Annotated in this window: 27 protein-coding genes; 8 read left to right on the top strand and 19 right to left on the bottom strand. The window is 67.9% G+C overall.

The window, feature by feature from the left end; all coding sequences use genetic code 11:
* Nucleotides 1-202 precede the first annotated feature (202 nt).
* A complete protein-coding gene (locus QJS31_RS11135) occupies nucleotides 203-1,801 on the bottom strand; it encodes an ATP-binding cassette domain-containing protein (protein ID WP_306356604.1) in 1,599 nt (532 codons plus the stop codon).
* 242 nt (nucleotides 1,802-2,043) lie between these two features.
* On the opposite strand from QJS31_RS11135, the gene QJS31_RS11140 reads away from it, so the two are divergent.
* Nucleotides 2,044-2,334 (top strand): hypothetical protein, encoded by a 291-nt coding sequence (locus QJS31_RS11140; protein WP_306356605.1) that lies wholly within the window; start codon nucleotides 2,044-2,046, stop codon nucleotides 2,332-2,334.
* On the opposite strand, the gene QJS31_RS11145 is transcribed toward QJS31_RS11140, so the two are convergent.
* On the bottom strand, nucleotides 2,297-2,848 hold the full coding sequence (locus QJS31_RS11145) for a cell wall metabolism sensor histidine kinase WalK (protein ID WP_306356606.1): 552 nt from the start codon (nucleotides 2,846-2,848) through the stop codon (nucleotides 2,297-2,299). The genes QJS31_RS11140 and QJS31_RS11145 overlap by 38 nt on opposite strands.
* A gap of 289 nt (nucleotides 2,849-3,137) precedes the next feature.
* The gene (locus QJS31_RS11150; RefSeq protein ID WP_372341540.1) at nucleotides 3,138-3,611 is read right to left on the bottom strand and encodes a winged helix-turn-helix domain-containing protein; all 474 of its coding nucleotides are present in this window, start codon (nucleotides 3,609-3,611) and stop codon (nucleotides 3,138-3,140) included.
* Between the two features lie 376 nt (nucleotides 3,612-3,987).
* Between QJS31_RS11150 and QJS31_RS11155 the strand changes: the two genes are divergently transcribed.
* Together QJS31_RS11155 and QJS31_RS11160 are read left to right on the top strand one after the other, a co-directional pair.
* A complete protein-coding gene (locus QJS31_RS11155; RefSeq protein ID WP_306356607.1) occupies nucleotides 3,988-4,173 on the top strand; it encodes a hypothetical protein in 186 nt (61 codons plus the stop codon).
* A gap of 69 nt (nucleotides 4,174-4,242) precedes the next feature.
* The gene (locus tag QJS31_RS11160) at nucleotides 4,243-4,536 is read left to right on the top strand and encodes a hypothetical protein (RefSeq protein WP_306356608.1); all 294 of its coding nucleotides are present in this window, start codon (nucleotides 4,243-4,245) and stop codon (nucleotides 4,534-4,536) included.
* A gap of 15 nt (nucleotides 4,537-4,551) precedes the next feature.
* Here QJS31_RS11160 and QJS31_RS11165 read toward each other — a convergent pair whose 3' ends face one another.
* From QJS31_RS11165 to QJS31_RS11190, 6 genes are all read right to left on the bottom strand, one after another.
* Nucleotides 4,552-5,124, bottom strand: coding sequence for an adenine phosphoribosyltransferase (locus QJS31_RS11165; RefSeq protein ID WP_029924278.1), 573 nt, complete (start codon nucleotides 5,122-5,124; stop codon nucleotides 4,552-4,554).
* A gap of 32 nt (nucleotides 5,125-5,156) precedes the next feature.
* Nucleotides 5,157-6,854, bottom strand: a complete 1,698-nt coding sequence (locus QJS31_RS11170; RefSeq protein ID WP_306356782.1) for an ABC transporter substrate-binding protein — start codon at nucleotides 6,852-6,854, stop codon at nucleotides 5,157-5,159.
* Between the two features lie 555 nt (nucleotides 6,855-7,409).
* The gene (gene secF, locus QJS31_RS11175) at nucleotides 7,410-8,612 is read right to left on the bottom strand and encodes a protein translocase subunit SecF (RefSeq protein WP_372341542.1); all 1,203 of its coding nucleotides are present in this window, start codon (nucleotides 8,610-8,612) and stop codon (nucleotides 7,410-7,412) included.
* Nucleotides 8,613-8,614: 2 nt separating this feature from the next.
* Complete coding sequence (gene secD, locus QJS31_RS11180; protein ID WP_306356609.1) at nucleotides 8,615-10,405, bottom strand: protein translocase subunit SecD; 1,791 nt, start codon at nucleotides 10,403-10,405, stop codon at nucleotides 8,615-8,617.
* Between the two features lie 98 nt (nucleotides 10,406-10,503).
* Entirely contained in the window at nucleotides 10,504-10,887 is a 384-nt protein-coding gene (gene yajC, locus QJS31_RS11185) for a preprotein translocase subunit YajC (RefSeq protein WP_306356610.1), read from the bottom strand.
* Nucleotides 10,888-11,189: 302 nt separating this feature from the next.
* Nucleotides 11,190-12,683, bottom strand: a complete 1,494-nt coding sequence (locus QJS31_RS11190) for an NAD(P)/FAD-dependent oxidoreductase (protein ID WP_306356611.1) — start codon at nucleotides 12,681-12,683, stop codon at nucleotides 11,190-11,192.
* Between the two features lie 38 nt (nucleotides 12,684-12,721).
* On the opposite strand from QJS31_RS11190, the gene QJS31_RS11195 reads away from it, so the two are divergent.
* Nucleotides 12,722-13,396, top strand: coding sequence for a TetR/AcrR family transcriptional regulator (locus QJS31_RS11195; RefSeq protein ID WP_306356612.1), 675 nt, complete (start codon nucleotides 12,722-12,724; stop codon nucleotides 13,394-13,396).
* 168 nt (nucleotides 13,397-13,564) lie between these two features.
* Nucleotides 13,565-14,116: a DivIVA domain-containing protein gene (locus QJS31_RS11200; protein ID WP_282781265.1), complete on the top strand. Its 552-nt coding sequence runs from the start codon at nucleotides 13,565-13,567 to the stop codon at nucleotides 14,114-14,116.
* A gap of 121 nt (nucleotides 14,117-14,237) precedes the next feature.
* Here QJS31_RS11200 and QJS31_RS11205 read toward each other — a convergent pair whose 3' ends face one another.
* Nucleotides 14,238-14,441, bottom strand: a complete 204-nt coding sequence (locus tag QJS31_RS11205) for a hypothetical protein (RefSeq protein WP_306356613.1) — start codon at nucleotides 14,439-14,441, stop codon at nucleotides 14,238-14,240.
* A 203-nt stretch (nucleotides 14,442-14,644) separates the two neighbouring features.
* Between QJS31_RS11205 and QJS31_RS11210 the strand changes: the two genes are divergently transcribed.
* The gene (locus tag QJS31_RS11210) at nucleotides 14,645-15,226 is read left to right on the top strand and encodes a Uma2 family endonuclease (protein ID WP_282781269.1); all 582 of its coding nucleotides are present in this window, start codon (nucleotides 14,645-14,647) and stop codon (nucleotides 15,224-15,226) included.
* A 12-nt stretch (nucleotides 15,227-15,238) separates the two neighbouring features.
* Here QJS31_RS11210 and QJS31_RS11215 read toward each other — a convergent pair whose 3' ends face one another.
* The 7 genes from QJS31_RS11215 to QJS31_RS11245 all read right to left on the bottom strand — a co-directional run bounded on the left by QJS31_RS11215 (nucleotide 15,239) and on the right by QJS31_RS11245 (nucleotide 20,189).
* Nucleotides 15,239-16,657, bottom strand: a complete 1,419-nt coding sequence (locus QJS31_RS11215; RefSeq protein ID WP_282781271.1) for a sensor histidine kinase — start codon at nucleotides 16,655-16,657, stop codon at nucleotides 15,239-15,241.
* Nucleotides 16,658-16,811: 154 nt separating this feature from the next.
* Nucleotides 16,812-17,903 (bottom strand): Holliday junction branch migration DNA helicase RuvB, encoded by a 1,092-nt coding sequence (gene ruvB, locus QJS31_RS11220; RefSeq protein ID WP_282781273.1) that lies wholly within the window; start codon nucleotides 17,901-17,903, stop codon nucleotides 16,812-16,814.
* Between the two features lie 9 nt (nucleotides 17,904-17,912).
* On the bottom strand, nucleotides 17,913-18,518 hold the full coding sequence (ruvA, locus tag QJS31_RS11225) for a Holliday junction branch migration protein RuvA (RefSeq protein ID WP_306356614.1): 606 nt from the start codon (nucleotides 18,516-18,518) through the stop codon (nucleotides 17,913-17,915).
* Between the two features lie 280 nt (nucleotides 18,519-18,798).
* On the bottom strand, nucleotides 18,799-19,317 hold the full coding sequence (locus QJS31_RS11230) for an O-acetyl-ADP-ribose deacetylase (protein WP_306356615.1): 519 nt from the start codon (nucleotides 19,315-19,317) through the stop codon (nucleotides 18,799-18,801).
* A gap of 276 nt (nucleotides 19,318-19,593) precedes the next feature.
* Nucleotides 19,594-19,794 (bottom strand): hypothetical protein, encoded by a 201-nt coding sequence (locus tag QJS31_RS11235; protein ID WP_306356616.1) that lies wholly within the window; start codon nucleotides 19,792-19,794, stop codon nucleotides 19,594-19,596.
* On the bottom strand, nucleotides 19,791-19,991 hold the full coding sequence (locus QJS31_RS11240) for a hypothetical protein (RefSeq protein ID WP_306356617.1): 201 nt from the start codon (nucleotides 19,989-19,991) through the stop codon (nucleotides 19,791-19,793). Before QJS31_RS11240 ends, QJS31_RS11235 begins: the two co-directional genes overlap by 4 nt.
* A gap of 6 nt (nucleotides 19,992-19,997) precedes the next feature.
* Nucleotides 19,998-20,189, bottom strand: coding sequence for a hypothetical protein (locus tag QJS31_RS11245; RefSeq protein WP_306356618.1), 192 nt, complete (start codon nucleotides 20,187-20,189; stop codon nucleotides 19,998-20,000).
* Nucleotides 20,190-20,395: 206 nt separating this feature from the next.
* Here QJS31_RS11245 and QJS31_RS11250 point away from each other — a divergent pair, with 206 nt between their 5' ends.
* Nucleotides 20,396-21,283 (top strand): helix-turn-helix transcriptional regulator, encoded by an 888-nt coding sequence (locus QJS31_RS11250; protein WP_306356619.1) that lies wholly within the window; start codon nucleotides 20,396-20,398, stop codon nucleotides 21,281-21,283.
* On the top strand, nucleotides 21,280-21,492 hold the full coding sequence (locus tag QJS31_RS11255) for a DUF397 domain-containing protein (protein WP_306356620.1): 213 nt from the start codon (nucleotides 21,280-21,282) through the stop codon (nucleotides 21,490-21,492). Before QJS31_RS11250 ends, QJS31_RS11255 begins: the two co-directional genes overlap by 4 nt.
* 4 nt (nucleotides 21,493-21,496) lie before the next feature.
* On the opposite strand, the gene QJS31_RS11260 is transcribed toward QJS31_RS11255, so the two are convergent.
* Both QJS31_RS11260 and QJS31_RS11265 read right to left on the bottom strand, forming a co-directional pair.
* Nucleotides 21,497-22,309 carry a hypothetical protein gene (locus QJS31_RS11260; protein ID WP_306356621.1) on the bottom strand — a complete coding sequence of 271 codons (813 nt, stop codon included), beginning with the start codon at nucleotides 22,307-22,309 and terminating at the stop codon, nucleotides 21,497-21,499.
* Nucleotides 22,291-24,501, bottom strand: coding sequence for a hypothetical protein (locus QJS31_RS11265; RefSeq protein WP_306356622.1), 2,211 nt, complete (start codon nucleotides 24,499-24,501; stop codon nucleotides 22,291-22,293). The genes QJS31_RS11260 and QJS31_RS11265 overlap by 19 nt, the downstream gene beginning before the upstream one ends.
* Nucleotides 24,502-24,724: the final 223 nt, after the last annotated feature.

Consider the following 24,724-nt stretch of genomic DNA (forward strand, 5'->3'; position numbering starts at 1 on the left):
GGACCGTGCAACCACCCGGACCACCAACTTTAGTCCGGGTTTCGTCTCGGGGTCGCCGACGGTGACTACCGCCCGTCCGGACGTGCCCATACCGACGTGATCACCCCCCCTTTCTACCGTGTTCGGGGCGGCGTTGCGTACGGATTGCTCCGCACCCGACGCCGCCCCTCTCCTCGGAGCCGCAGCACCCGGCCAAACCTCGCTACTCGGACGGGATTTCGGCCAATCCGTGTGCCGACAGCTCCATGCGGCGGGTGACCCCGATCTCGTCGAGAAAGCGCGGATCGTGGCTGACCACGATGAGCGCACCCTGGAACGCGGCGAGGGCCTCGGTGAGATGCCGCAGGCTGGGCAGGTCCAGGTTGTTGGTGGGCTCGTCGAGCAGCAGCAGCTTCGGCGCGGGTTCGGCCAGCAGCAGCATGGCCAGCGCCGCCCGCAGCCGCTCCCCACCCGACAGTGCCTCGGCGGCCACATCGGCGTCCGTGCCCCGGAACAGGAAGCGGGCCAGTTGGGCTCGAATCCGTTCCGCGGACGCGTGCGGCGCGGCGGCGGCCACATTCTCGAACACCGTCTTCGACTCGTCGAAGATATCGAGGCGCTGCGGCAGCATGCGCCAGGGCACCTTCGGCGATTCGTCCCGGATGCGGTGCAGGAGCGTGGTTTTGCCGGAGCCGTTGCGGCCGGTGAGGGCGATCCGCTCCGGTCCGGAGACCTTCAGGGTCACCACCGGGCCGTTGGCGAGGGTCACCTCCTCCAGGTCGATGACATCCTGTCCGGGGTAGAGCAGGGTGGCGGGCAGATCGACACGAATCTCCCGGTCGTCGCGCAGCAGTTCCTGCGCCTGGGTGAGCTGATCCTTGGCCTCCTCGAGCTTGCCGATGTGGTTGTTGCGCAACTTGCCCGCCGACACCTGGGCCTGGCGTTTGCGTTCGGCCATCACGACTTTGGGTTCCCGCTTGGTATCCCACATCTTCTGGCCGTAGCGCAGGCGGCGGTCGAGTTTGATCCGCGCCTCGACCAGTTCCCGCGCCTGCTTGCGCACATCGCCGCGGGCGTCGCGGACGGCCGCCCGGGCCGCCGCCTGCTCGGCCGCCACGATGCGCTCGTACTCGCTGAAATTTCCGCCGAAGCAGCGGATCTCGCCCTGACGCAGTTCGGCGATGCCGTCCACGCGCTCCAGCAGTTCGCGGTCGTGGCTGACCGTGAGCACCGTGCCCGAGAACTGCCCGATCACCTCGTAGAGCCGTTGCCGGGCCACCCGGTCCAGGTTGTTGGTGGGCTCGTCGAGCACCAGCACCTCGGGTTCGCGCAGCAGTTCGGCGATCAGGCCGAGCAGGACGGTCTCTCCGCCGGAGAGGGTGTCGAGACGCCGGTCCAACTGTGTGACATCCCCGGCGACATAAGGCAATCCGAGCTTGCCCAACAGGGCAACGGCCTGCTCCTCGACATCCCAGCGGGTGCCGATCAGCTCGAAGTCGGCCTCGGTGCCCGTACCGGATTCGATGCGGTGCAGCGCTTTCCGCACCGGGGCGATACCGAGCACCGCGTCGACGCGCTGTCCGGCGGACAGTCCGAGATCCTGCCGCAGATACCCCAGGTGCTCGGGTGTGGTGATCGAGCCACGCTGCGGGAGCAACTCACCGGTTATCAGGCGCAACAGCGTGGATTTACCCGCACCGTTGCTCCCGACCAGACCGATGTGCCCCGGTCCGAGGCCCGCGTCGAGACCGTCGAAGACGGGTGTGCCGTCGGGCCAGGTGAAGGCGAGATCGGAAATGGAAACGACAAACGTACTGGACATGCACACTCCTGGAGGTAGGCGACAGCGAACGCGGCGCGCGAGTGCGGGCCACCGGGGCGCTACCTCAGAAGATCAACGTGCACAACTCCGATCGTGCGGCAATGAGACGCTCCCAAGCTATCCAGACCGATCCGACCGCGCAAGGGATTATTTCGAGACCCAGCTCACGACGTGGCGGCGAATCGATAGCGACACGCGCGCGGCCGGTTCTGCGGCTCGGCGTGGCGGGAATACCCTGCGCTATGGCCGCTTCATATCGCACCAATGAGGGCACCGCCCGCATCATCGGCGGCGTCGGAACACTCTTCGCGGTCGTCGAGGCCGTCTACATCCTGCTGTTCGTCCTCGAGGCCGATCCGGCCAACAAGCTCTACACCTTCGTCAAGTCCTGGGCGGACCCCCTGGCGTTGTTCTTCCCCGGTCTCTTCCGCACCGACAGCGCCAAGCTCGACGTGGTGTTGAACTATGGCCTGGCCGCCATCTTCTGGCTGGTCGTCACCAGTTTCCTGGCCCGGCTGGTGGCCCGGCTCTGAACTGCCCGGCATCGACAACACCCGGCAACTCGACCGTGAAGCGGGTACCACCGTTCGGCCCGTCATCGACTGCGACGACCCCGCCGTGCGCCGCGGCGATCTCCCGGACGATGGCCAGGCCCAGACCGGCCCCGCCGTGTGATCGGCGGCGCGCGCCGTCGACCCGGGTGAAGCTCTCGAACACCCGCTCCCGATCCGACGGCGCGATACCGGGGCCGTCGTCGGCGACGACCAACCGCGCCGCATCGCCGCGCACGGTGAGCTCCACGGTGACCCGCTCCACCGCGTAGCGCACGGCCTTCTCCAGCAGATTCGCCGCCAGGCGACTCAGTTCCCCAGGCCTGCCCTCGATTTCGACCGGCAGCAACACCGCCGACCACTCGACTCCGGGCGCGAGTGCGCGCGCACGTGCCATCTCGTTCGCCACCACCTCGTCCAGATCCACCGCCGTGCCGGGTTCGCGCACCGCCTCGATTCCGGCCAGCAGCAGGAGATCCCGCACGATGCGCTCCATGCGCCGGTTGTCCGCGAGCAGCTCGGCGGTGACGCGCGACCAATCGGTGGCACCGGGATGCGCGCGGGCAAGCTCGAGTTCGCCGCACCGGCCGCGATCCGCTCCCGCATCTCGGACGACCGCGCCCCGGCGAGCAGGTCGGCCATCCCGGCCGCACGGGCGCGCACGTGGCCGTCCAGCAGCTGCCCCACCGCGAACAGCGCCGCCGTCAGAGCGGTGATCAGCACGAGCGCGATGGCCGCACAGGCGATTGCGGTGATCCTGGCCCGTATGCTCGGGCGCGGCAACCTCAACCGCCGTACGGATGGCACCGGTACCCCACCCGGCGGAGGGTTTCGATCGCGCTGCGCCCGAACGGAAGATCCACCTTGCGACGCAGGCGGCGGGCGTACACCTCCACGATATTGTCGTCGCCGCGGTAGTTGCTGTCCCACACCTGGTCCAGGATCTCGGTTTTCGACACCACCTCTCCCGCCCGCCGCATGAGGCATTCCAGCAATGCGAACTGCCGCGCGGTCAGCACCACCTCCCGATCTCCCCGGCGGCAGCGGTGCCGAGCCGGATCGAGGACCAGGTCGCCCGCCACCAATATCGCAGGCAACGGGCCTGGCGGGCGGCGCAGCAGGTGCTCACCGATCCCGGGCGGTGGCGTGCGGCGCTGGCCGCCGAGGCCCCCGATATCGTCGGATCGTCCGCGCTGTTCGCCCTCACCGCCACCATGGCGGTGACGCCGGTGGCCACCGTGACCGGCTGGCGCTGGCACGTCCCCCTTCGCCGCGATCTGGGGCTGTGGACCTGCGGTTTCGCACTCCTCGAACTGGTCGTGGCCGCCACCTCCGGAAGCATCCTGGACGGGGTGGCGGGCAGCGCGTTCCTGGCCGCCGGCACCGCCGCCGCGATACTCACCATTCCGCTGGCGCTCACCTCCCAGCGGTGGTCGCAACGCCTACTCGGCCGCCAGTGGACGATGCTGCACCGGCTCACGCACGGCGTGGTGCTGTGCGCGGCCGTGCACGTCGCCTTCCTCGGAATCGGTCCGGCCGTGCTCGTGGCGGTGCTGTTCGGCCGTCGTATCTGGTGCGGGTGCCCGACGTACGCCGCCGGATCCGCGCCCGCCGGACCGCATCGAGGGTCCGGCCATGAGCGGGCGTGCGCACGACCATCCCCCGCCCCGGCGCCCGGTACACCTGTCGCCGCGCGCCCGCCGGGTCACCGTCCTGGTCACCGTGGTGGCCACCCTCGCCTTGGCGGCGGCACCGGCGGCCGTCGGCGTCGACCGCTACGGCTGGGAGGTGTGGATCATCGCGCCCAGCTCGGCGGACTGATCAGAACGTTTCGGTCTCGATGCCCGTCAGGGGCTGTTTCGACCGGCGCGAGCGGGGAATTTCGAACGTATGCCGTACACGTACTACCGCGAGAGCACCGCCGCTCGGATCATCAGTACGGTCGGTGCGGTCTTCGCACTGATCGAGGGCATCTACATCCTGCTGCGGGTGTTCGATGCCGACGAGACCAATCCGTTCTATCGATTCATCGAGAACCTGGCCGAACCGCTGGCGCTGTTCTTCCCGGGGCTGTTCGAGACCGGGAACGCCAATCTCGACATCGTGCTGGACTACGGACTGGCCGCCGTCTTCTGGCTCGTCGTCACCGGCATCCTGGCCCGGCTGGTCTCCGGCACCAGGTGACGCCGATTCCGACCGTCAGAGCTTGACCACGGAGGTCAGCGGATAGTCGCCCTGACGATCCCGCCCGCCGAGGAAGCCCAGTTCGAGGACCACCGCGGCGGCGACGACCTGCGCCCCGGCCTCGGTGAAGATGTCCGCGGCGGCCGCGAGCGTGCCACCGGTGGCCAGCACGTCATCGAGCAGCAGCACCTTGCGCCCCCGCAGTTCCACGCCGTCGGCGGGAATCTCGAGGGCGGCGGAACCGTATTCGAGCGAGTACTCGCGGGAGAACACCGGCGGCGGCAGCTTGCCCGCCTTGCGCACCGCGATCACGCCGGTACCCAGCAGCGCCGCCACACCCGCACCCAGCAGGAAGCCACGCGCGTCCACGCCCGCCACCAGATCGGCGTCCGGCGCGCACGCGGCCAGACAGTCCAGGACCGCCCGGTAGCCCTCGGCATCGGCGAATACCGGCGTCAGATCCGCGAACCGCACACCCGGGGTCGGGAAGTCGTCGTGCCAGCGGGTCAGCCGCTGCACCGCCGCCTCGGCCCGCGCAGCCCGCTCACCGACCCGCTCGGGCGTCTCCACCAGTTCGTGCTTGCTCATCTACACCCACTCCTCGTCACCACGCCGCAGCCTCACCGCTTCAGTACCCAGCGGTCCATGTTCCAGCCCGCACCGGCCCGGGTGGGGTTGGCGATTCCGTTCTCCATACCGTCACCGAAGGCGATGGTGCGCGGTGTGGCGAACAGCGGGATCGACGGCATCTCGTTCCACAGCAGGTTCTCCTGCTCGGTCAACAGATTCAGCACTACCGTCGAGTTTCGCTCCGCCGCAAGCTGATCCGCGATGGCATCGTAGCGGGGGTTGACGAAACCGCCGAAATCGAGGCCCTGGCCGCTGTGCAGCGCCGCGACGGCGGCCACGCCCGGCAGCGACCCGGCCGGGCCCGGTGCGGCCGCGGTCCCGGCCAGTACGGCGTCCACCGCGCCCTCGCGTAGCCGGGCCGCCGTGAAGTCCGGCGTCGAGGCGTCCACCACCGTGATGCCGGCGGCCTTGCACGACTCGGCGATGAGCTGGATGGTCCGCGCGCGCCGCTCGTCGGGCGCCGAGTAACCGACGCGAATGGTCGGATTCTGGAGGTTCGCCGCGCCCAGGGCCTTCTTCGCCGCGGCGACATCGGGATTCTCGTACCGGTCCGCCGCGCCGGTCACCGCCGAGTAGTACAGCGAATCCTGTTGCAGGGTGCGCGAATCCAGCGGTCCGGCACCCAGCCCCGAATCCACCTCGAAATCCGGATGGCCGAGCTGGTTGTAGAGCTCCTGACGCGGGGTGCACAGCGCCAGCGCGCGCCGCGCCTCCGGCGAGGTGAGGACGCCGCCGGTCGACAGCACCAGCTGTTCGGCGCCGCGACTGGGCATGTTCCCCACCGTGAAGCCGCTCAGGTCCGCGTCACCCAGCGAGCCGGCACCGATGTCGAGTACGCCGACCTCCTTGTCGGCGACCTTGGACTTCAGGTCGAAGTTCTTGGGCCACACCACGATCCGCGGCGTCTTGGCGGCATTGCCCCACCACTTCTCGTTCTTCACCAGCACCAGGCCGTCGTCGGCGGTGAACGATTCGATCCGATACGGTCCCGACGACGGGAGCAGGGTGGCGTCGATCTTCCCGGCGGTGAGGGTCCAGCCGGTATTCCAGAACTCGGCGATCCGCTCGGCCGCCGCGGTGTCCCCGGAGAGCAGCGCGGTGGCCGCGTTCGGCACGTTCGCCGCCTGCGCCGCCACGTGGGCGGGCATGAGTTCACCGGCGCTGAACAGCGTCTTCCAGTCGGCGTAGGTGCGGCCCGGCCGGAAGGTCACGGTGGCGTCCTTGGAGCCGGGCTGGCATTCCACCCGCTCGATATCGGAGTAGCCGAGCGTGCTGGCGGCGTCGAAGAGCGGAACCGGCCCGCCCGGACCGGGTTTCGTGAAGCGGCCGCCCCGCGCCGACCAGGCCAGCACCAGATCGTCGCAGGACGTCGGGGTGCCGTCGGACCAGACACCATCCGGATTGAGCCGGTACTGGATGGTCTGCGTCTCCCCCGGCACCTCCTTGGCGGTGCCGGTATCGGTGTCGGCGACCGGCTGCCCGTCCGGACCGGTGTAGAAGAAGCCGGTCAGCACGCGCGAGAACACCGCCGCCGTACCGCTGTTGGCCCCGAGGGTGGTGCCACCGTTGTAGGAGGCCACCACCGCGTCGACGCCGTAGCCGATGGACGGCACCTGATTCTTCCCGGCGCAGCCCACCAGCGCCCCGGCCGCCACCGCACCCGCGGCCACCACGGCCGCACCGCGCACCGACCGACGCGCCCGCGCCGGACGTCCGACCCGCCACGCGCGCCCGCCGGTCAGAGCTGCCCCGGTGTCGGTCGGGTGCACCGCCTGTTCCACGCCTCCGGCCGCGGTGCGCCCGGCGGATTCCGTCTCGCACGCTGCGGACTCGGATGCCCGCGCGCCCGGCTCGGTTGCCCACGCGCCGATCTCGGTTGCCCGCGCACCAGACCCGGACGCGCACGCACCAGACCCGGACGCCCGCGCACCAGACCCGGACGCACACGCACCAGACTCGGTCGCGCCAGGCTCAGCTGCACTAGTGGCGTTATCTGGCGCGGGAGGCACCACCCAGGCAGCAGTGCCGCACACGGCGGTATCGGCCGCACACTCCGCATGTTCCGGTGCCCCACCAGCGGTGCCGCGCGGGGCGGATTCCTCAGCGTGCGTTTCGGACTCGGTCGCGCGGGCGGCGGTATCCGCCCGGGGGGGCACCGGTCTGGGAAGCCGGTGCGCGCCCTTGTCCCTCTCGTGTTCCGCCGCTCGGGTTTCGCGCCGTCCCACTCCTGTTACCCCCTGCGCTCAGTGCCGTCGCTTGTGTCGTTTTCCGCTCGGCCGGGCGCCGGGGCGCGGTCCCTCCGACGTCCGCGAGCGCGGGGCCGATGCTTCGCGCGCGGCGACGGGGCGGCTCGCCACTCCCGCGCGCTGGGCGGCGGCGGAACCCACCCGGGTGGTCGTCGCGCCGGAGCGCTTGGCGAGCACCTTCCTGGTGTGCGCGGCCACCGGCCCGAAGCGTTCCTTGATGCTCACCAGCAGCGGCACCGCGAAGAAGATCGACGAGTAGGTGCCGACGATCATGCCGACCAGCTGCACCAGCGCGAGATCCTTGAGGGTGCCGACGCCGAGCATCCACACCGCGATCACCAGCAGGCCGATGATCGGCAGAATGCCGATGACGGTGGTGGAGATCGAGCGCATCAGCGTCTGGTTGGCCGCCAGGTTGGCCTGTTCGGCATAGGTGCGCCGGGTCAGATGCAGAACGCCGCGGGTGTTCTCCTCGACCTTGTCGAAGACGACGACATTGTCGTAGAGCACGAAGCCCAGAATGGTGAGCAGACCGATCACCGCCGCCGGGGTCACCTCGAAACCGACCAGCGAGTAGATGCCCGCGGTCACGATGAGGTTGAAGAACAGTGAGGTGATGGCCGCGACGGACATATCGCGTTCGAAGCGGATCGCGATATAGATCATGGTCAGGGCCACGAACACCAGCAGCGCGATCACCGCCTGCCGGGTGACCTGACCACCCCAGGTCTCACTGATCTCGGCGATGCTGATGGCCGCCGGACTGGGATTGCCCGAGGTGTCCTTCGGCTGGAACGCCTCGAACAGCGCGTTCTGCAGCCGCGCGGAGTCGGCGGCGTCCAGCGTGTCGGACCGCAGCTGGATGGTGGAGGTCGCCCCGGAGCCCACCTGCTGCACGACCACCGGATCGTGGCCGAGGGTGTCGCGGTACACCTGCTCCACCTGCTCCACGCTGGTCCCCTCGGCGGGCAGCTGGATGCGCGAACCACCGGCGAAGTCGATGCCGAGGGTGAAGCCGCGCACCGCGATGCTCAGCAGCGAGATGAGCACGAAGGCAGCGCTCAGCGCGTAGAAGAACTTCCGGCGGCCGACGATCTCGAATCCGCCGGTGCCGGTGTAGAGCCGTTCGAAGAATCCGTGACGCGGCGCGTCGGTCGGTTCCACGTAGTCGATGTCGGAGTCCATCACCGAGTTGCTCATCCTCACGCCTCCCTGGCCGCGACGGCGGCAGCGGCGGCCTTGCGCTCACGGGCGATCTGCGACACCACGCCGAGACCGTTGACCGAGGGCTTGGCCCAGAACGGTGACCTGGACGCCATCATCATCAGCGGCGCGGTCACCAGGTACAGCACGATCACGTCCAGCACGGTGGTGACACCGAGGGTGAACGCGAAGCCCTTCACCTGACCGGCGGCCAGGATGTACAGCACGACGGAGGCGATGAGGCTGACCGTCTTACCGGAGAGGTTGGTGCGCTGGGCGCGCTGCCAGCCGCGCGGCACCGCCGAGCGGAAGGTGCGGCCCTCGCGCATCTCGTCCTTGATGCGTTCGAAGAACACCACGAAGGAGTCGGCGGTCAGACCGATGCCGATGATCAGACCGGCGATACCGGCCAGATCGAGGGTGAAGCCGATCCACCGGCCCAGCAGCACGATCAGGCCGTAGACGGCCGCACCGGCCATGAGCAGCGAGAACCCCGCCAGCAGACCGAGCAGTCGATAGACGAGCAGGCAGTACAGCAGCACCAGCACCATGCCGATCGCACCCGCGATCAGACTTGCCTTGAGCGAGTACAGGCCCAGCGTGGCCGAGACGGATTCGGCCTCGGAGGTGGTGAACGACAGCGGCAGCGAACCGTACTTCAGCTGGTTGGCCAGCTCCTTGGCGGACTCGCCGGTGAAGTTGCCGGAGATCTGGGTGTTGCCGCCGAACTGGTTGGCGGCCTGCACCACCGGGGCGCTCACGACCTGCGTATCGAGGGTGAAGGCCAGCTGCTGCTGGTAGAACTCGTTGGTCAGCTTGCCCCAGGTGTCGGAGCCGCCGGACTTGAAGTCGACGTTGACCACCCAGCGGGACTGCTGCGGATCCAGCACCGCGGAGGCGTCCTTGATCTCCTGGCCGTCCAGGCGGCTCGGGCCGAGCGTGTAGACGAGCTGACCGTCGGTGCTGCACGTGACCAGCGGCAGGTTCGGATCGTCGTTACCGGCCAGCGGATCCGGCTTGCCGCAATCCATGGACAGCATGGCCAGCTGCTGGGTCTGCGGATCGGTGCTCTGCCGCAGGGCCTTCGCGGCGGCGATCTCCTGCTGCACGTCCTGCGGGGTGCCGCTCGGCTCCGGCGTGGGGGCGGGCTCGGTGGTCGGCGCGGGTTCCTGCGTCGGCGCGGGCTCCTCCGTCGGCGTCGGCTCGTCGGTCGGGGCCTGCGCCGGGAACACCCGGTTCTGCGGGGCGGGCGCCTCCGCGCCGTCCGGCGCGGGAGCGTCGGTGGTCACGGGCGCGTCCGGGGACACCGGGGTGTCGGCGGGAGCGTCGGTCGCCGGGGTCTCACCCGGTGCGGGCGTGTCCTGCGGCGGGGCCTGCTCGCCCGGCGGCTGCTGGCCCGGCTGCTGCGCCGGAATCGGCTGGCCGACCACCGGGCGCACATACAGCTTGGCGGTGGTGGCGAGGGTCTTCGCCTGGGAGCCGCTGTCACCCGGCACCGTGATGACCAGATTGTCACCGTCGATGACGACCTCGGACCCGGAGACACCGAGACCGTTGACGCGCTGCTCGATGATGCTCTGTGCCTGGCGCAGGCTGTCCTGGCTGGGCTTGCCGCCGTCGGGGGTGCGCGGGGTCAGCGTGACCCGGGTACCACCCTGCAGGTCGATACCCAGTTTCGGGGTGGCGGCCTTGTCTCCGGTGAAGAAGATCAGCAGGTAGATCACGGCCACCAGCGCGGCCCAGACGCCGAGCAGGCGCCATGGATGCGCCGATCCCTGGGAAGGTGGCACGGTTCGTATCTCCTAGGCGGGAAGAGTTGCGGGGGTGGGCGGACACACCTCGGCCCCGCTGCCCACCCCTGACGGGCGGGCAGCGGGGCTCGGGGCGATCAGTCCTTGGTCAGGCGGGTGGTCTCGTCGGACGGCGTCGACTCGATGCGCTCGGCGGTCTGCGCCGGGGTCTCCTCGACGGTCGCGGTCGCGGCCTCGGTGAGCTCGGTGGATTCGGTGGTCTCCACCTCGTCCGCGCGAACCTCGCGAATCGACTGCCGTAGCCAGGTCGTGACGACGTCCTCGGCGATCTCCAGATCGACGGTGAGGTCGTCCAGATCGACGACGGTGCCGTACAGACCCGAAGTGGTGGTGACCCGATCGCCGACCTTCAGGGAGTCCTGCATCTCGGTGACCTTGGCCATCTCACGCTTCTGGCGACGAACGCCGAGGAACATCGGGACGAGCAAGGCAACCAACAGCAGCGGAAGCAGAAGGTCCATTCTCGAAGTCAGCCCCTAGTCATGGTCGGATGGGTGCGTATCCCCCACAGTCTGCCAGCTGTCGGAGCCACTGCCACATCGGCACCACCTTTTCCGGCGGCGCGCGCCGCGCGGCCGGCGCCGACCCGCCGACCGCGCGGGCCTCCGCGGGCTTCGCCCGGCGAGCGGCTGTGCCCCGACCGCCGCCGTGCCCGCACCCGGAGGTGCGCTGGGCCTGGCCCTCGAAGTCCGGGTCCGGATGCCCCCGAACCCACCCCGCCGGGGGTTCGGGGGCTCCGCTGCCCCGATCCCCCCACCCCGCGCTAGGCGGGGATCCGCTCATAGGTGTAGTCGTCCAGCGGGAAGCTCACCGCGTGGCGGTGCGTGGTCAACGTGCTGTTGGGGCGCAGCAGCGCCGCTTCGCCGTGCTGGTTGAAGTAGTAGCTGCGGGCGGTCGAACACCGGCCGCCGTAGAACACCGAGGAGCCCAGCTTGTCGGTGACGGACTCCAGGAAGGCGGCGTTGGCCGCCTCGGTGACCTCGAAGACCTGGGCGCCGCGGCGGAACATCTCACCGAACAGGCGACCCATATGCTTCATCTGCGCCTCGATGGTGGTGAAGTACGACAGGCCGCTGTAGGAGTACGGGCTGTTGAGCGAGATGAAGTTGGGGAACTTCGGGATCGAGATGCCCTCGTAAGCCTGGAAGCGGTTGTCGCGCCAATACTTTCCGAGGTTCACCCCGTCGCGGCCGATGATCTCGATGGCCGGGAAGTTCACATCCCACAGATTGAATCCGGTGGCCAGCACCAGGGTGTCGATCTCGGTCTTGTGCCCGTCCGCGGTGACGATGCCGTCGGGTTCGATGTGGTCGATGGAGTTGGTCTCCAGGCGCACATGCGGTTCGTTGAAGGTCTTGAAGTAGTGGTTGGAGAAGGTGGGCCGCTTGCAGCCGAAGTCGTAGTCGGGGGTCAGCTTCGCGCGGGTTTCCTTGTCGCGCACCTGCGCTCGCAGATGCGCCTTGGCGAGGGCGGCGGCGGCCTTGTTCAGCGGCTTGGCCTGCTTGAAGTGCAGCACCCCGACCACCATGAGCGCTTCCAGCATGGTGGTGTTCACCAGGCGCGCACCCTGCTGGGTCACCGGGAAGCGCTCGAACAGCTGCCGTACCGGCGCGGGAATGGGGGCGTCGACCTTGGGCACCACCCAGATCGGGGTGCGCTGGAAGACGGTGAGTGCCGAAACCCGTTTGGCCAGTTCGGGAATGAGCTGCACGGCGGTCGCACCGGTGCCGATGATGGCGGCCCTGCGGCCGGTGAGGTCGTAGTCGTCCTCCCACGCCGTGGTGTGGATGATCTTGCCCGCGAAGCCGTCGATGCCGGGGAACGGCGGGGTGTAGGGCTGGGACAGGAATCCGGTGGCGGCGAGCAGGTAACGCGCGGTGAGGGTTTCGCCGTTCTCGATCGACACCACCCAGTGCTGCTGTTCGCCGTCCCAGCGCGCGCCCCCGACCACGGTGTCGAAGCGCATGCGGCGGCGCAGGTCGTACTTGTCGGCGACGTGCTCGGCGTACTTCTTCAGTTCCGCGCCCGGCGCGAACAGCCGCGACCAGTGCGGATTGGGTTCGAAGGAATACGAGTAGGTCACCGAGGCGATATCCACGGCCAGCCCCGGGTAGCGGTTGACGTGCCAGGTGCCGCCGAGGTCGTTCTCGCGCTCCAGGATCACGAAGTCGCTCAGCCCGAGCCGATCCAATTCGATGCCCGCGCCCATTCCGCCGAATCCCGCGCCGACCACGATGGCGTCGTACTGAGGTGCCACGCCGAACCTCCCATTGAAAATGATTCACGTATCACGGAATGACATCTCATTCCGTTTGTGAACACCGTATCATCGGGGGCGTGACGAAGCCATCCTCGAGAATCGAACGCCGCAAGGCCGAGCTCCGGCAGGAGATCATCGACACCGCGTTCGCCTGTTTCGCCGAGCGGGGCTATCACGCCACCGGCATCGCCGATATCGCCACCGAGCTGGGCATCGGCCACGGCACCTTCTACCGCTACTTCGCCAACAAGCGCGACATCATCGATCACGTCATCGACGATCTGGCCACCCGCATCGTGGAGGCGCTGGGCACCGAGAACGCCCCGGACGCGCCCACCAGCCTGCAGGAGTACCGGGAGCAGACCGAGCGCATCGGCGCGGCTCTGAACCGCATCTTCCTGGAGGATCGCCGGGTGGCGCAGCTGCTGCTGTTCCAGGCCACCGGTATCGACTCCGAACTGACCATGCGGCTCTACGGGTTGCTCGACACCGCCGACATGCTCACCGCCGGATACCTGGAGCACGGCGTGGAGCTGGGCTATCTGCGCGAGGATCTGGACACCCGCAATACCGCACGCGCCGTGACCGGCATGATCCTGGCCGCCATCCTGCACGGGCTGCGCGATACCCGTGACGGCGAGGAGACCGATATGTCGGAGATGACCCAGGCGATCCGCCGCCTGCTCATCGACGGCGTCCGAAAAGACTGAGCCGTCCGAAAAGACCTAGCCGTCCGAAAAGACCTAGCCGTCCGGAATGAACCGCGCCGCCCCGAAAGACCGATAGATCCGATCACCACCGTGCGGAATCACGCTGCGAGGCAGGCCATCCCACCTGACCGGACCTCGCTCGCGACCGGCTCCGGCCCGCCGTGCACAATGACCCGCGTGACTCCCGAGGAAGTCCGCCGCAAGCGATTCGGCAAAGCCCGCCACCACGGCTACAACCCGGCCGAGGTGGATGCCTTCTGCGCGCGCATAGCCGATACCATCCTCGGCCGCGACCACCTCACGGCCGCCGATATCCGCCAGGTCCAGTTCGGCGCACCGCCATTCGGGCACCGCGGCTACGATCAGGAACAGGTCGACGACTTCCTCGACCACGTGTGCATCGAGCTGGAATACCTCCGCCGGGGCCGCCGCCGGGTGCCCACCGCGAACGACGCGCAGGCCCTCACCCACGACGACGTGCTGCGCATCCAGTTCTCCGCTCCCCCGTACGGCCTGCCCGGCTACGCGGCCGCGGAGGTGGGCGCGTTCCTGGACCGCCTCGCGGCCACCCTGGCCCACGACGGCCCCAGTCGACTCACCGCGGACGAGGTGCGCCACACCGAGTTCCACACCGTCGCCCACGGCTACCCCGCCTACCACCGCGAGGAGGTGGATGCCTTCCTGGACCTGGTCGTCCGCCGGCTCGACCGACAGCGCTGACCCGAAGCCCTTGGTGGACAAGGCTATTCGGGCGTTCGCGGTCTACAGCGAGAAGCGCTGCCGGACAGCCTCGGCCATGCCGGCTTCCTCGCCGACTCGGCCCCGGCCGTGGCGGCTCCGGTCAGCGGCGCACCCGACGCCAGCTCCAGGACCGACCGCCCAGACCCGAACGGCTGCCGTTGCCGTATCCGGCGAGGTGCAGGGCGACGAGCAGGAGCCCGACGATGACGAGCGTGCCCGAGGTGACGGTGTCCCCGAGGGTGGCGTCGACCAGATCGAAGACGAGCGCGAGACCGAAGGCCACGGCGGCGGCGATGGCGAGCATGGTGGGTACCTCCTGTGTTCGCCGACCGGATACCCGCTGGTGGTGCGATCAATCAGACCCGCGATCGCAGCACCCGCGCTTCGTTCGAGCGCCGGAGGTCGGGGTGCCACACTCCCGACGCGCCGTCCGACCAACACGCCGAACTCGCGATAATCTGATGCCATCCGTGCCCCCACCACCAGGCAACCTCGTACCGTTAGGACATGACCGCCGTGCACGAGTCGATCATGACGACCGAGGAGTTCGAGAAACTCGCCGAGGCGGCGGACCGCATCGCGGAAGGCGTACGACTCGAATTCATAGACGGGCAATTGGGGGCCAAGGCGATGCCGGACGGGGACCACGGTCGAATCATCCAATGGCTCATCCGTCTCTTCGTGTCACTTCGCCCCGAGTTGTTCCTCACTCCCGAGCAGGGTCTACGGGTCGATCGATACCGCAAGGGCCGTGCCCGACCGGATGGCGTCCTGGCCGCCGCCGATGCGTTCGTAGGCCAGGGCGAGTGGGCAGACCCCGAACCGGTGCTGATGGCAGTCGAAGTCACGTCCGGAGACCAGGACACCGAACGCCGCGATCGCCGGGAGAAGCCGAAGGCGTACGCCGACACCGGTATCCCGGTGTACCTGCTGATCGACCGGGCGACATGTGAACTGGTCGTCTACAGCGAACCGAATGGCGAGCGATACGAGCGAGTACTGTCCGTCCCCTTCGGCGCATCGGTACATGTGCCGCCCCCGGTGGATGTTCACCTCGAGACCGAACCGTTGAAGGCGTGGGTTCGGTGAGACGCGTCGGGGTCAGCGGTCGACGGCGAATCTGACCTCGATCGCCGTGCCGGTGGCGTCCAGACGTCGGACGACGCCGTTCAATTGCGCCGCCAATGCCGTAACCAGGCGCAGCCCAAGGGATTTGGTGGTGCGAAAGTCCAGTTCGGGCGGCATGCCCGCGCCGTCGTCGCTGACCAGCAGGCGCAGGACGCCACCGTCGAGCGGGCAGAGCTCGACCAGGATCTCTCCGGCGCGATCGCCGGGAAAGGCGTGCTTGAGGGCGTTGGTGACCAATTCGCTGACCAGCAGTCCGCACGGTACCGCGATGTCGACGCCCAGCCGGACGTTCTCGACCTTCGCTCGGAGCTGGATCCGCTGCTGGTCGAGACCGTAGGAGCGAATGAGGTTGCCGGTCAGGGTGTGAATGTAGTCCCCGGCGTCGATCTGCGCCGAACCCTCGGACTGGTACAGCTTTTCGTGAATGAGCGACATCGAGCGGATGCGGTCCTGGCTCGCCGTGAACGCGTCGCGCACCCGGCGATCGGTCAGGCGGCGGGTTTGCAGGCTGAGCAGGCTGGTGATGATCTGGAGATTGTTCTTGACGCGGTGGTGGATCTCGTCGAGCAGAGTCGCCTTCTCCTCGAGTGCGGCCCTGATTCGATCGTCGGAGTGCTTGCGGTCGGTGATATCCCGGAACACCTCGATGGTCAGGGCATCGGCACCGGCTCCCATCGAGTTCAGCACGACGTCGATGGGGAACTCGGAGCCGTCCCGGCGGCGGGCGCGGAACTCGGCGTCGGGTGAGCGGCCGTCGGGGGGATCGGTGAAGTTGTCCCGGTGCGCGCGGTGCCGCTCACGCAGCCCCTCGGCGATCAGTGATTCCACCGAACGGCCCACCAGCTCCCCGGTCGGATAGCCGAACATGAGCTCGGTGCGCGAGTTGGCCTGGACGATGCGGCCCGCGGCGTCCAGGACAACGACACTGTCGGGAGCGGATTCGAACAGACCGCGCAATCTCGACTCACTCGACCGCAGCGCCTCCTCCGCCTGACGCCGTTCGCCGCTCTCCTGCCGCAATTCGATGTAGAGCCGCTCCACCTGGGCCCGCACGGCCTCGGTCTGTTCGGCGCGCCGCTTGGTGGTGGCCGCGAGCGAACCGACCGTACCGGCCGTAATGACGAAGACCGCCAACAGAATCCAGTCGTCGAGATATGTCGGGGCCTCGAACCACCCCAGATCCGGTGAGAGAAATACCGAATTCCAGACGAGGACCGCGGCGACCGAGGTCGCCAGTGCGGGAGTTCGCCCCCATCGCAGCGCGACCAACAGGACGACGAGCACATAGACGAGTGCCGATGTCCCCGGATTGTCACGGATCAGATCGCGCAACGGCCAGAGGACAGCGGTGGCACCCACTAGCCCCGCCAGCGCGGCTAGGTAGGGAATCACCTTCCCGTCCTTCAAGATCGGCGCCCCCCATCACAGTCGGACTCACCGCCCATCCTAAGCGCCCCGGTCGCTCCGCAGTATCGCATGAGGTGTCGCCACGGCTGAACAGTCCCCACGACATACCTGCTGGTCGTCCGCGCGACCATGTGGCGAACTAGTCGAAGAGGTCCAGGGTCGGCTGATCTTCGCGGGCGCGCACCTCGATGGAACCGAAGACCAGATCGGGCGGCGGCACCAACCCGAGATGCTCCCAGGCCGCGGCGGTGGCGACGCGGCCGCGCGGGGTGCGGGCCACCAGTCCGGCACGCACCAGGAAGGGTTCGCAGACCTCCTCCACGGTGGCGGCCTCCTCCCCCACCGCGACCGCGAGCGTGGAGACGCCGACCGGCCCGCCGTTGAAGCTGCGGACCAGCGCGCCGAGTACCGCCCGGTCGAGGCGGTCCAGGCCGAGCACGTCCACGTCGTAGACCGCGAGGGCGGCATGGGCGATCTCGCGGGTGACCAGGCCGTCGGCCTTGACCTCGGCGTAGTCGCGGACCCGGCGCAGCAGCCGGTTGGCGATCCGGGGCGTGCCCCGGGAGCGGCCCGCGATCTCGGCGGCGGCATCCGTGTCGATGCGCACACCGAGGATCTGCGCCGAGCGCAGCAGAATCCGTTGCAGCTCTTCGGGTTCGTAGAAATCCATATGCCCGGTGAAGCCGAAGCGGTCGCGCAGCGGGCCGGTGAGCGCACCCGATCGCGTGGTCGCGCCGACCAGGGTGAACGGGGCGATATCCAACGGAATCGACGTCGCCCCCGGACCTTTGCCGACCACCACGTCGACCCGGAAGTCCTCCATGGCGAGGTAGAGCATCTCCTCGGCCGGTCGGGCGATGCGGTGGATCTCGTCGATGAACAGCACATCGCCCTCGCCGAGATTGCTGAGCATGGCCGCCAGGTCGCCCGCGCGTTCCAGGGCCGGGCCGGAGGTGATGCGCAGTGCCGAACCCAATTCCCCGGCGATGATCATCGCCATCGAGGTCTTACCCAGACCCGGTGGGCCGGAGAGCAATACGTGATCGGGGGTACCACCGCGCCCTTTCGCGCCGCGCAGCACCAGCGCCAGCTGTTCGCGCACCCGGGGCTGACCGATGAAGTCATCCAGGGACTGCGGGCGCAGGCTGGCCTCGACCTCACCGTCGGTCTGCTGATAGCTCGCGCTGACCGGGGAGTCGCTGTCGTCGAATTCGTCGGAGTCGTCGAACATTCGGGCGTCCTATCGGTTCTTGCCCAGCACGCTCAGCGCCGCGCGCAGCGTCTGCGAGGTGCCGAGATCGGGCTGCTCGGCCAGAATGGCGTCCACGGCGGGTTCGGCCTGTTTGACGCCGAAACCCAGCCCGACGAGTGCCTCGACGACCTGCTCGCGCACCGGCGTGACCGCCGGCGCGGGACCTGATCCGGGCGGACCCGATTGCACCGGAACGAGATTCACCTTGTCACGCAGTTCCACCACCATGCGCTCGGCCCCACGCTTGCCGATACCGGGCACCCGGGTGAGCGCGGCGACATTGGATTCGGCCAGGGCCTTGCGCAGCGCCTCGGGTTCCAGCACGGCCAGCACCGCCATGGCGAGTTTCGGACCCACGCCGGACACGGTCTGCAACAGGCCGAACAGTTCGCGCGCCTCGGTATCGGCGAAGCCGAACAGCGTCATGGAGTCCTCGCGCACGATCATGGCCGTGTAGAGCCGCGCCTCCTCCCCACGGGTGAGCGTGGCCAGCGTGGCGGGCGTGGCATTGAGCCGGTACCCGACCCCCGCGGCCTCCAGCACCACATGGTCGAGCCCGATCTCGAGCACCTCACCGCGTACCGACGCGATCACCCGGATACCGCCTTCCGTTGCCGGTCCAGCCTGTCCTGTACAGCCGCCGCGCGGCCAGCCCGAGAATACGCGCCACCCCCATCCGCTCACCGCACACGAACAACTGTTCGAGAGTCTAACGGACCGGCGCGGGCCGACCGCGGACCGACACGGGCCGCAGGCGCATTCGCCGGGCACTCTGTTGTTCAGGGGCTGCTGTTCAGGGGCCGCTGTTCAGGGACCCGCCCCGGCGGGCGCGTTGCGGAACTCGGGCGCGCGCGCCCGTCACCGCTGCGGCAATTCAGGTCGCGCCGCTCAGCGCCGCCTCGAACACCCGGTAGGCATCCTCGCTGAACAGCACGAACCGCACTTCCCGCACGGACGTTCCGGCCGTGCGCACGGTCTCCACCGCGATGCGCGCGCCGTCGTCCATGGGCCACCGGAATATCCCGGTCGACACCGCTGGAAAGGCCACCGACTCCGCGCCCAGCTCATCCGCGACCCGCAGCGATTCGCGATAGCAGGACGCCAGCACCGCCGACCGATCCTCACTCGCCGACCACACCGGCCCCACGGTGTGAATCACCCACCGCGCGGGCAACTTTCCCGCCGTCGTCGCCACCGCCCGCCCCTGCGGCAGCCCCCGCCCGTACTTCGCCGCCCGCAACGCCCGGCACTCGGCCAGAATCTCCGGCCCGCCCTTGCGATGGATGGCCCCGTCGACCCCGCCCCCACCCAGCAGCGAGGAATTGGCCGCGTTCACCACGGCGTCCACTTCCTGCTCGGTGATGTCGCCGCGCACGATCAGCAGATCGACCATGCCGCCGATTCTTTCACGCGGCCGCACCGCTACGCGGCCGGAATTCCCGCACCGCTGGCCGCCACAGTTCCCGCACCACTACGCCGGGGGCGAGCCCCACACCACTACGCCACGGAGCGCTTCCTCCCCCATGCGACGGAGACACCCACACTCCTACGCGACAGGGTTCCGCCACCATCTACTCGCGGCGGAGATTCTCATACCTTTACGCGGCGAGGGACATCTCGACCACTACACCGTGATTCTCTCCATCGCATACGCGGCGTGACCCCACTGCTATGCGGCCAGGATCATGGGCCGCGACCGATGCGGCGACCGTCCGCGCGCCTCCCGGTCGAGCCGGGCGCGGATCTCCTCGACGGTGCGCCCGGCTCCGCGTCCGGCGGCATGCACCGGCCGATGTGCGGTGGCCAGTCGCCAACCGACCAGAACGCCCATTGCCGCGCCGAGCAGCAGATATGCGATCGCGCCGATCATCGCGCCCACCTCGAATCGCCGGAGTCGCCGTCCTCCGGGCGGTGTCCACGACTCAGCACCGGCACCAGTTCGAGGAAGTAGCGCCGCGCGGCGCAATCCTCCCCGCAGTCCCGGTGTCGCAGCAACGCCCGTCGCGCCACCTCCAGATTCAGGATCGGATGATCCGGAACCCGGTGAAAGATCGGATTGTCACCCATGTCCGCTCACCCGCCCATATGCGGGGCGTCGGCGGGCACCAGCTTGCCCGCTTCGATCAGCAGCCGCTTCGCCTGCGCCTTCGCCGGACACACCGATATCGGACATGCTCTGTGGTCCTGCATGATTCGATGCGCACGCGACGGCGTGAGCGTGGACTCCGGCACCGCGCTGTGCGCCACCGGGGGAAGTTCCTGCATGGTCGGCCACCTCCTCGAACTCTCGAATGCGTTATGGCGGTTGAGAATCCCCTGACCTCGGGGAATGCCGTCAGTACACTCCGAAGTACGGGGACTCGGCACCCCCCGACACGCGTTTCGGCCGACAAAGCGCGGCATTTCCACCCAGCACGCTTCCACGGCAGAGCTTTCCAGAATTGGGTTCATCCGATAGCGAGGCAAACGAGATGCTGACCGGATCCACACTCGCCCGCCGCGCGCTGGGGCGCGAACTCAAGCGCCTGCGCGAGACCCACGGCATGAACCAGTCCGCCGCCGGGCGGGTGATCGGAGTGTCGCCCCAGACCATCGGGCGTATGGAGGACGGACTACCGACGAAGGTGTCGGATCTGTACATGAACGCCTTGTGCGACGCGTACGAGGCAACCGCGACCGAACGGACGACGCTGTTGGAGCTGGCCTACGAGGTTCGGACCACCCGCAAGTCCGGTGGTGGCTGGTGGCGGGCGTACGTCGATGAAATGCGCGTCGGCTTCGACCACTACATGAGCTTGGAAGAATCGGCACGAAAGCTGAGCATCTGGAAGACAGCCGTCATTCCGGGTCTCCTCCAAACCGCCGGATACCGCCGTTCGATCGAATGGACGGAGCACCCCGATATGCCGTCCGAACAGGTCGAGAAGCGCATCGAGATAGCCATGAGAAGACAGAATCGGCTCGACGAGAGCAGCTTCGCGGTCGACGCCATACTGTGGGAAGCCGTCCTCCGCGACCAGATCGGCGGACCAGAGGTGATGGCGGATCAACTGCGCAGGCTTTGGGAAGTCTCGCAACTGCCGAACATTTCGGTCCGTGCAGTCCCATTCAGCGCCCCACGGCACCTCGGCTCCTGCGTGGGATCTTTTGTGCTGCTGGAGTTCCCGAAGCTCTCAGCGTCCGGATTGACGGGACCGCCAGTGGTATTCGTGGAAGAATACGCGGGAGACCTCTACCTGGAACGCGAGGCCGAAGTGAGGCGCTACCGCGACGCGTTCGCCGAGATCGGCCGAGCCGCAGTGGACGAGGATGCGACCAGACAGCTGATCCTGTCGATAGCGAAGGAGCACGCAGGGTGAAGATCGATCCAGCACAGGCGAAGTGGTTCAAGTCCAGCCACAGCACATCCGGCGGTGAATGCGTCGAGGCCGCGCATCTGCCGCGCGGCATGGTCGGCGTGCGAGATTCCACGCTGGGCACCGCGAGTCCCGTGCTGCTGTTCAACGGACCGGCCTGGGACGCCTTCACTGATTCGGTCCGAGCCGGGGACTTCGATCGCGCGCGCTAGCGGATCAATGCCGATATCGGGACCAACCGGGGTAGGCGGGCAACGTTTCCGGCGGTTCGTCGGACCGCACCGGCGTGTGTTCGGCGGGCGCGTCGGGATCAATGGTCGCCATCCAGGGAGCACACCGCTCATCGGGTAACTCACCGGGCGGATTCAGATCTACCGTCCACCCCCGAAACAGGTTCTCCTCCGGAGCCTGCCACACCGGAGGGCCTGGCGGAGGCGACGGAGGGGCCACAGCCGTCGTCACGGCAGGCTTCGACGGGTCCGGAGTCGGCGGACGATAATCCGGGTCATTGCTGATCAGTGCGATAGCCCGCAGACTACCGGTACGGCTACGGGAAGAATTGTACCCACCGTCAACCTTGATCGCGTAATCCTTGAATGCCGCGCAGACGTAGGCGGTGAATCCCGTGTCCGTCGGAACTATCTCGAGGATATGCCGATACAGCGTCCCGAAGATCGGCCTACCGCGACCCGTTACAATCCGGAAGTGGAGGTCCCGCTGCCGTTCGTCCGTCACAGCCTCGTCGAAACCTGGATATGACAGCTCCGGCCCCGCCACTCGCTCTGCTACTTCGAGTGCTTCCATAGCGGCGCGAGTGAGGGTCGGAAATGTGTCGAATAGGTCGATGCCGGATTCGGCGGACCAGATCACCGTAGCGTTCCGCACTGCCGCAGGCGGCGTATACACCGATGGGCCGGGTTCGATCGGCGCGTCGGGTCCGCTCCCGGTGCACGCGGCCGCCAGCAACCCGGTGAACACCACGGATACCACGCGGGAGTACCTACCGCTCATCAATTCCGGTGCCTCCATTGGTTGTACCCTGCGGAATTCGCGCTGTCGTTCTTCAGAACACTCTCAAGGGCCACTTTGCTGTCACTATTGCCTCGGTACAGCACCTCACGATCATTGATATTCCCTGAATCGGTGACCGCGTCGGTGTAGTCAGTTTTATCCCCCAGCCCACCACTCTTCAAAATCGCCGGCAAGTCGTTGTACCCCTTGTTAATGGCGATTCTGTATTTGTCATCGTCTGCTGCTTCCGCGCTGAGTTGCACGTAGGGTTTGAGCGTGCCGTCAGCATTACGGAATACCTCCGGCACCGTCGCGACGTCGATGTGCCCACCGTTGACAAGCCCCTGCATCATCGCGTACATGCGGTTATTGGCATCGCCGATCTCGTTTGGATTGTGGTTCTTGAATTCCGCACCATCAGCACTCTTAATCTCGAGCTCCGGGAACGGATTCACGAATTTTCCATCCACCGAGACGATATCGTTCTTGAAGAATTCCGTAACCGCCGCCGCTCCCGCGTATGCGGGACCGAATCCGCCGAGCATGATCTGTCCTGCGGTGTAGGCGGCGGCGTACTTCTGCTGTTTAGCGGTGTCGGCGTCCTGGGCATTGAGTTGCCGGTCGGCGATCTCGGCGTCGATACCGGCGTGCACCGCCCAGCGCAGATCACCGGATTGGGTGCCGAGCAGGTGTTCTTCCTCGCCATTGGCGTAGCGGTCGGCGTAGATGCCGTCGATACGTTCGGCTTCGGCCAGGGCGGCGCTATTGATGATGGCGGCAGCCTCCGAGTCGGTATTCAGAATGCTGAACACCCGGGCCGCCTCGACCGGCCCGCCGAGCGGGCCGAATCCGGCGGTGTTCTTCAGATCGTCATTGGCGTCGACCAGATCGAGGGTGTACGGGGCGAGCGCGGCGGCCAATGCCTTGGTCGCGACCGGGTTCACCTCCCCGAGCGACTGCCCGTCGTGGCCGGGCATATCGAGCCAGTTCTCGTACAGGTTCGTGCCGTTCGCTCCCGACTCGGTGGTGGAGAGCAGCTGTGCCAGGCCGTACGCCGCCTCACCGGCCCGCTCCGCGCGTTCGACCTGCGCCGGGTTGCCGGGGTCGGTGATGCGCGCGTCTTCGTTGGTCCAGGTGAACATCTCCGACAGCGCCGCGCCGTCGTCACGCCATTCGTGCTGGAGCAGCGGCACGATCACATCGTCGCGGTGGTAGCCGTCGTATGCCTGCCCGGGGGTGTCCTTGCCGAACAACTCCTCCGGGCCGTTGCCGGTGAGCAGCGCGTAATTGGCTTCGTCGCTGCGGGTTCCGGCACCGACGAAGTTCTGGATCGTCTGCTCTCCGGCCCCGTCGTAGCTGCCACCGCCGGACCAGGCGTCGGCCAGACCTGCCAGGTGCGCGCCCTGGCGGGTCAGCTCCATGCCGAACCGCTGCCCGGGTTCGTAGCCCTCCCCGGCCGCATTGACCAGGCTGGCGAACCGCCCCAGGTCGCGTTGATAGTCCGGGCTCGCGCCGCTGTTGTTGCCGAACAGCCCGCCGGTCCGGTAGTCGTCGGGCACCTCGCGGGTATTGCCGTCCGGTGTGTCCAGGCCCGGCCGGGTGCCGACCAGCTCACGAATCTCAGGGGGCAGCCGATCGTATCCACCGCGCACCACTCCCGAGGGCCGCACACCGTCGCGCACGACGACCTTGTCGTTCGACAGCGTCATCAGACCGTTGGCGAGGTTCTCGCGCAGCTGTATCGCCTGCGGAGAGCCGTTGCTCTCCAATTGCGTTGCGAACTCGAGCAACCCGTCACGCCCGGCGCTGGCGTAGAACTCGGTCAGATATGCCATGGACGACAACGGGACGGTGACTTCCTGACCGTTGGCGAGCGCTTCGAGCTGGTCCGGGGTCAGGCCCGTCTCGGCGAGCCGCGCCGCGATGCGCTGCATCTGGGCATCGGTCGCGGTGCCGTCCGCGATGGCGATACCGTCCTCCCGGCCGGTCTCGTACCCCAGCTCGGAATCATTGACCAATCCGCCTTCGGGCAGCGGGGAATTGATTCCGTCACCGAAGTAGATGCCGCGATCACGCGCCTCCCCGGACGCGGCGACGATCTTCTGCGCTTCCTCCATGGCGGCATCGCGCAGCGACAGCAGCGCCGTGCGTATGGCGTCCTGATGGAACTTGCAGTTGTCGCGGATCTGCTTGGCCTGCTCATCGGTCACGCCCTCGGGCTTGGTCGCTCCGACCAGCCAGGAATCATTGACCGTATAGGTTTCCCCCGCGACCGCGCCCGCCGGGTCTTCGGCGTCGGCGACCTTGTTCAGCAGATTCTCGCGTTCATTGTGCAATCGGGTGTCGGCGGCCCGCAGTGCGGTGACGACGTCGTCGACCTCATCACCGACCTTCAGGCTTTCCCGGTGCTCCTCGCCGACTCGGTTGTAGGCG

It is taken from the genome of Nocardia sp. CC213A (assembly GCF_030766805.1).
Lineage (GTDB): Bacteria > Actinomycetota > Actinomycetes > Mycobacteriales > Mycobacteriaceae > Nocardia > Nocardia otitidiscaviarum.

Excerpts from the sequence above, each read along its gene's own strand:
- QJS31_RS11135 (WP_306356604.1), bottom strand. The coding sequence starts at position 1,801 with ATGTCCAGTACGTTTGTCGTTTCCATTTCCGATCTCGCCTTCACCTGG.
- QJS31_RS11140 (WP_306356605.1), top strand. The coding sequence starts at position 2,044 with ATGGCCGCTTCATATCGCACCAATGAGGGCACCGCCCGCATCATCGGC.
- QJS31_RS11145 (WP_306356606.1), bottom strand. The coding sequence starts at position 2,848 with ATGGAGCGCATCGTGCGGGATCTCCTGCTGCTGGCCGGAATCGAGGCG.
- QJS31_RS11155 (WP_306356607.1), top strand. The coding sequence starts at position 3,988 with ATGAGCGGGCGTGCGCACGACCATCCCCCGCCCCGGCGCCCGGTACAC.
- QJS31_RS11160 (WP_306356608.1), top strand. The coding sequence starts at position 4,243 with ATGCCGTACACGTACTACCGCGAGAGCACCGCCGCTCGGATCATCAGT.
- QJS31_RS11165 (WP_029924278.1), bottom strand. The coding sequence starts at position 5,124 with ATGAGCAAGCACGAACTGGTGGAGACGCCCGAGCGGGTCGGTGAGCGG.
- secF (WP_372341542.1), bottom strand. The coding sequence starts at position 8,612 with ATGAGCAACTCGGTGATGGACTCCGACATCGACTACGTGGAACCGACC.
- yajC (WP_306356610.1), bottom strand. The coding sequence starts at position 10,887 with ATGGACCTTCTGCTTCCGCTGCTGTTGGTTGCCTTGCTCGTCCCGATG.
- QJS31_RS11195 (WP_306356612.1), top strand. The coding sequence starts at position 12,722 with ATGACATCTCATTCCGTTTGTGAACACCGTATCATCGGGGGCGTGACG.
- QJS31_RS11200 (WP_282781265.1), top strand. The coding sequence starts at position 13,565 with ATGACCCGCGTGACTCCCGAGGAAGTCCGCCGCAAGCGATTCGGCAAA.
- QJS31_RS11205 (WP_306356613.1), bottom strand. The coding sequence starts at position 14,441 with ATGCTCGCCATCGCCGCCGCCGTGGCCTTCGGTCTCGCGCTCGTCTTC.
- QJS31_RS11210 (WP_282781269.1), top strand. The coding sequence starts at position 14,645 with ATGACCGCCGTGCACGAGTCGATCATGACGACCGAGGAGTTCGAGAAA.
- ruvB (WP_282781273.1), bottom strand. The coding sequence starts at position 17,903 with ATGTTCGACGACTCCGACGAATTCGACGACAGCGACTCCCCGGTCAGC.
- QJS31_RS11230 (WP_306356615.1), bottom strand. The coding sequence starts at position 19,317 with ATGGTCGATCTGCTGATCGTGCGCGGCGACATCACCGAGCAGGAAGTG.
- QJS31_RS11235 (WP_306356616.1), bottom strand. The coding sequence starts at position 19,794 with ATGATCGGCGCGATCGCATATCTGCTGCTCGGCGCGGCAATGGGCGTT.
- QJS31_RS11240 (WP_306356617.1), bottom strand. The coding sequence starts at position 19,991 with ATGGGTGACAATCCGATCTTTCACCGGGTTCCGGATCATCCGATCCTG.
- QJS31_RS11245 (WP_306356618.1), bottom strand. The coding sequence starts at position 20,189 with ATGCAGGAACTTCCCCCGGTGGCGCACAGCGCGGTGCCGGAGTCCACG.
- QJS31_RS11250 (WP_306356619.1), top strand. The coding sequence starts at position 20,396 with ATGCTGACCGGATCCACACTCGCCCGCCGCGCGCTGGGGCGCGAACTC.
- QJS31_RS11260 (WP_306356621.1), bottom strand. The coding sequence starts at position 22,309 with ATGGAGGCACCGGAATTGATGAGCGGTAGGTACTCCCGCGTGGTATCC.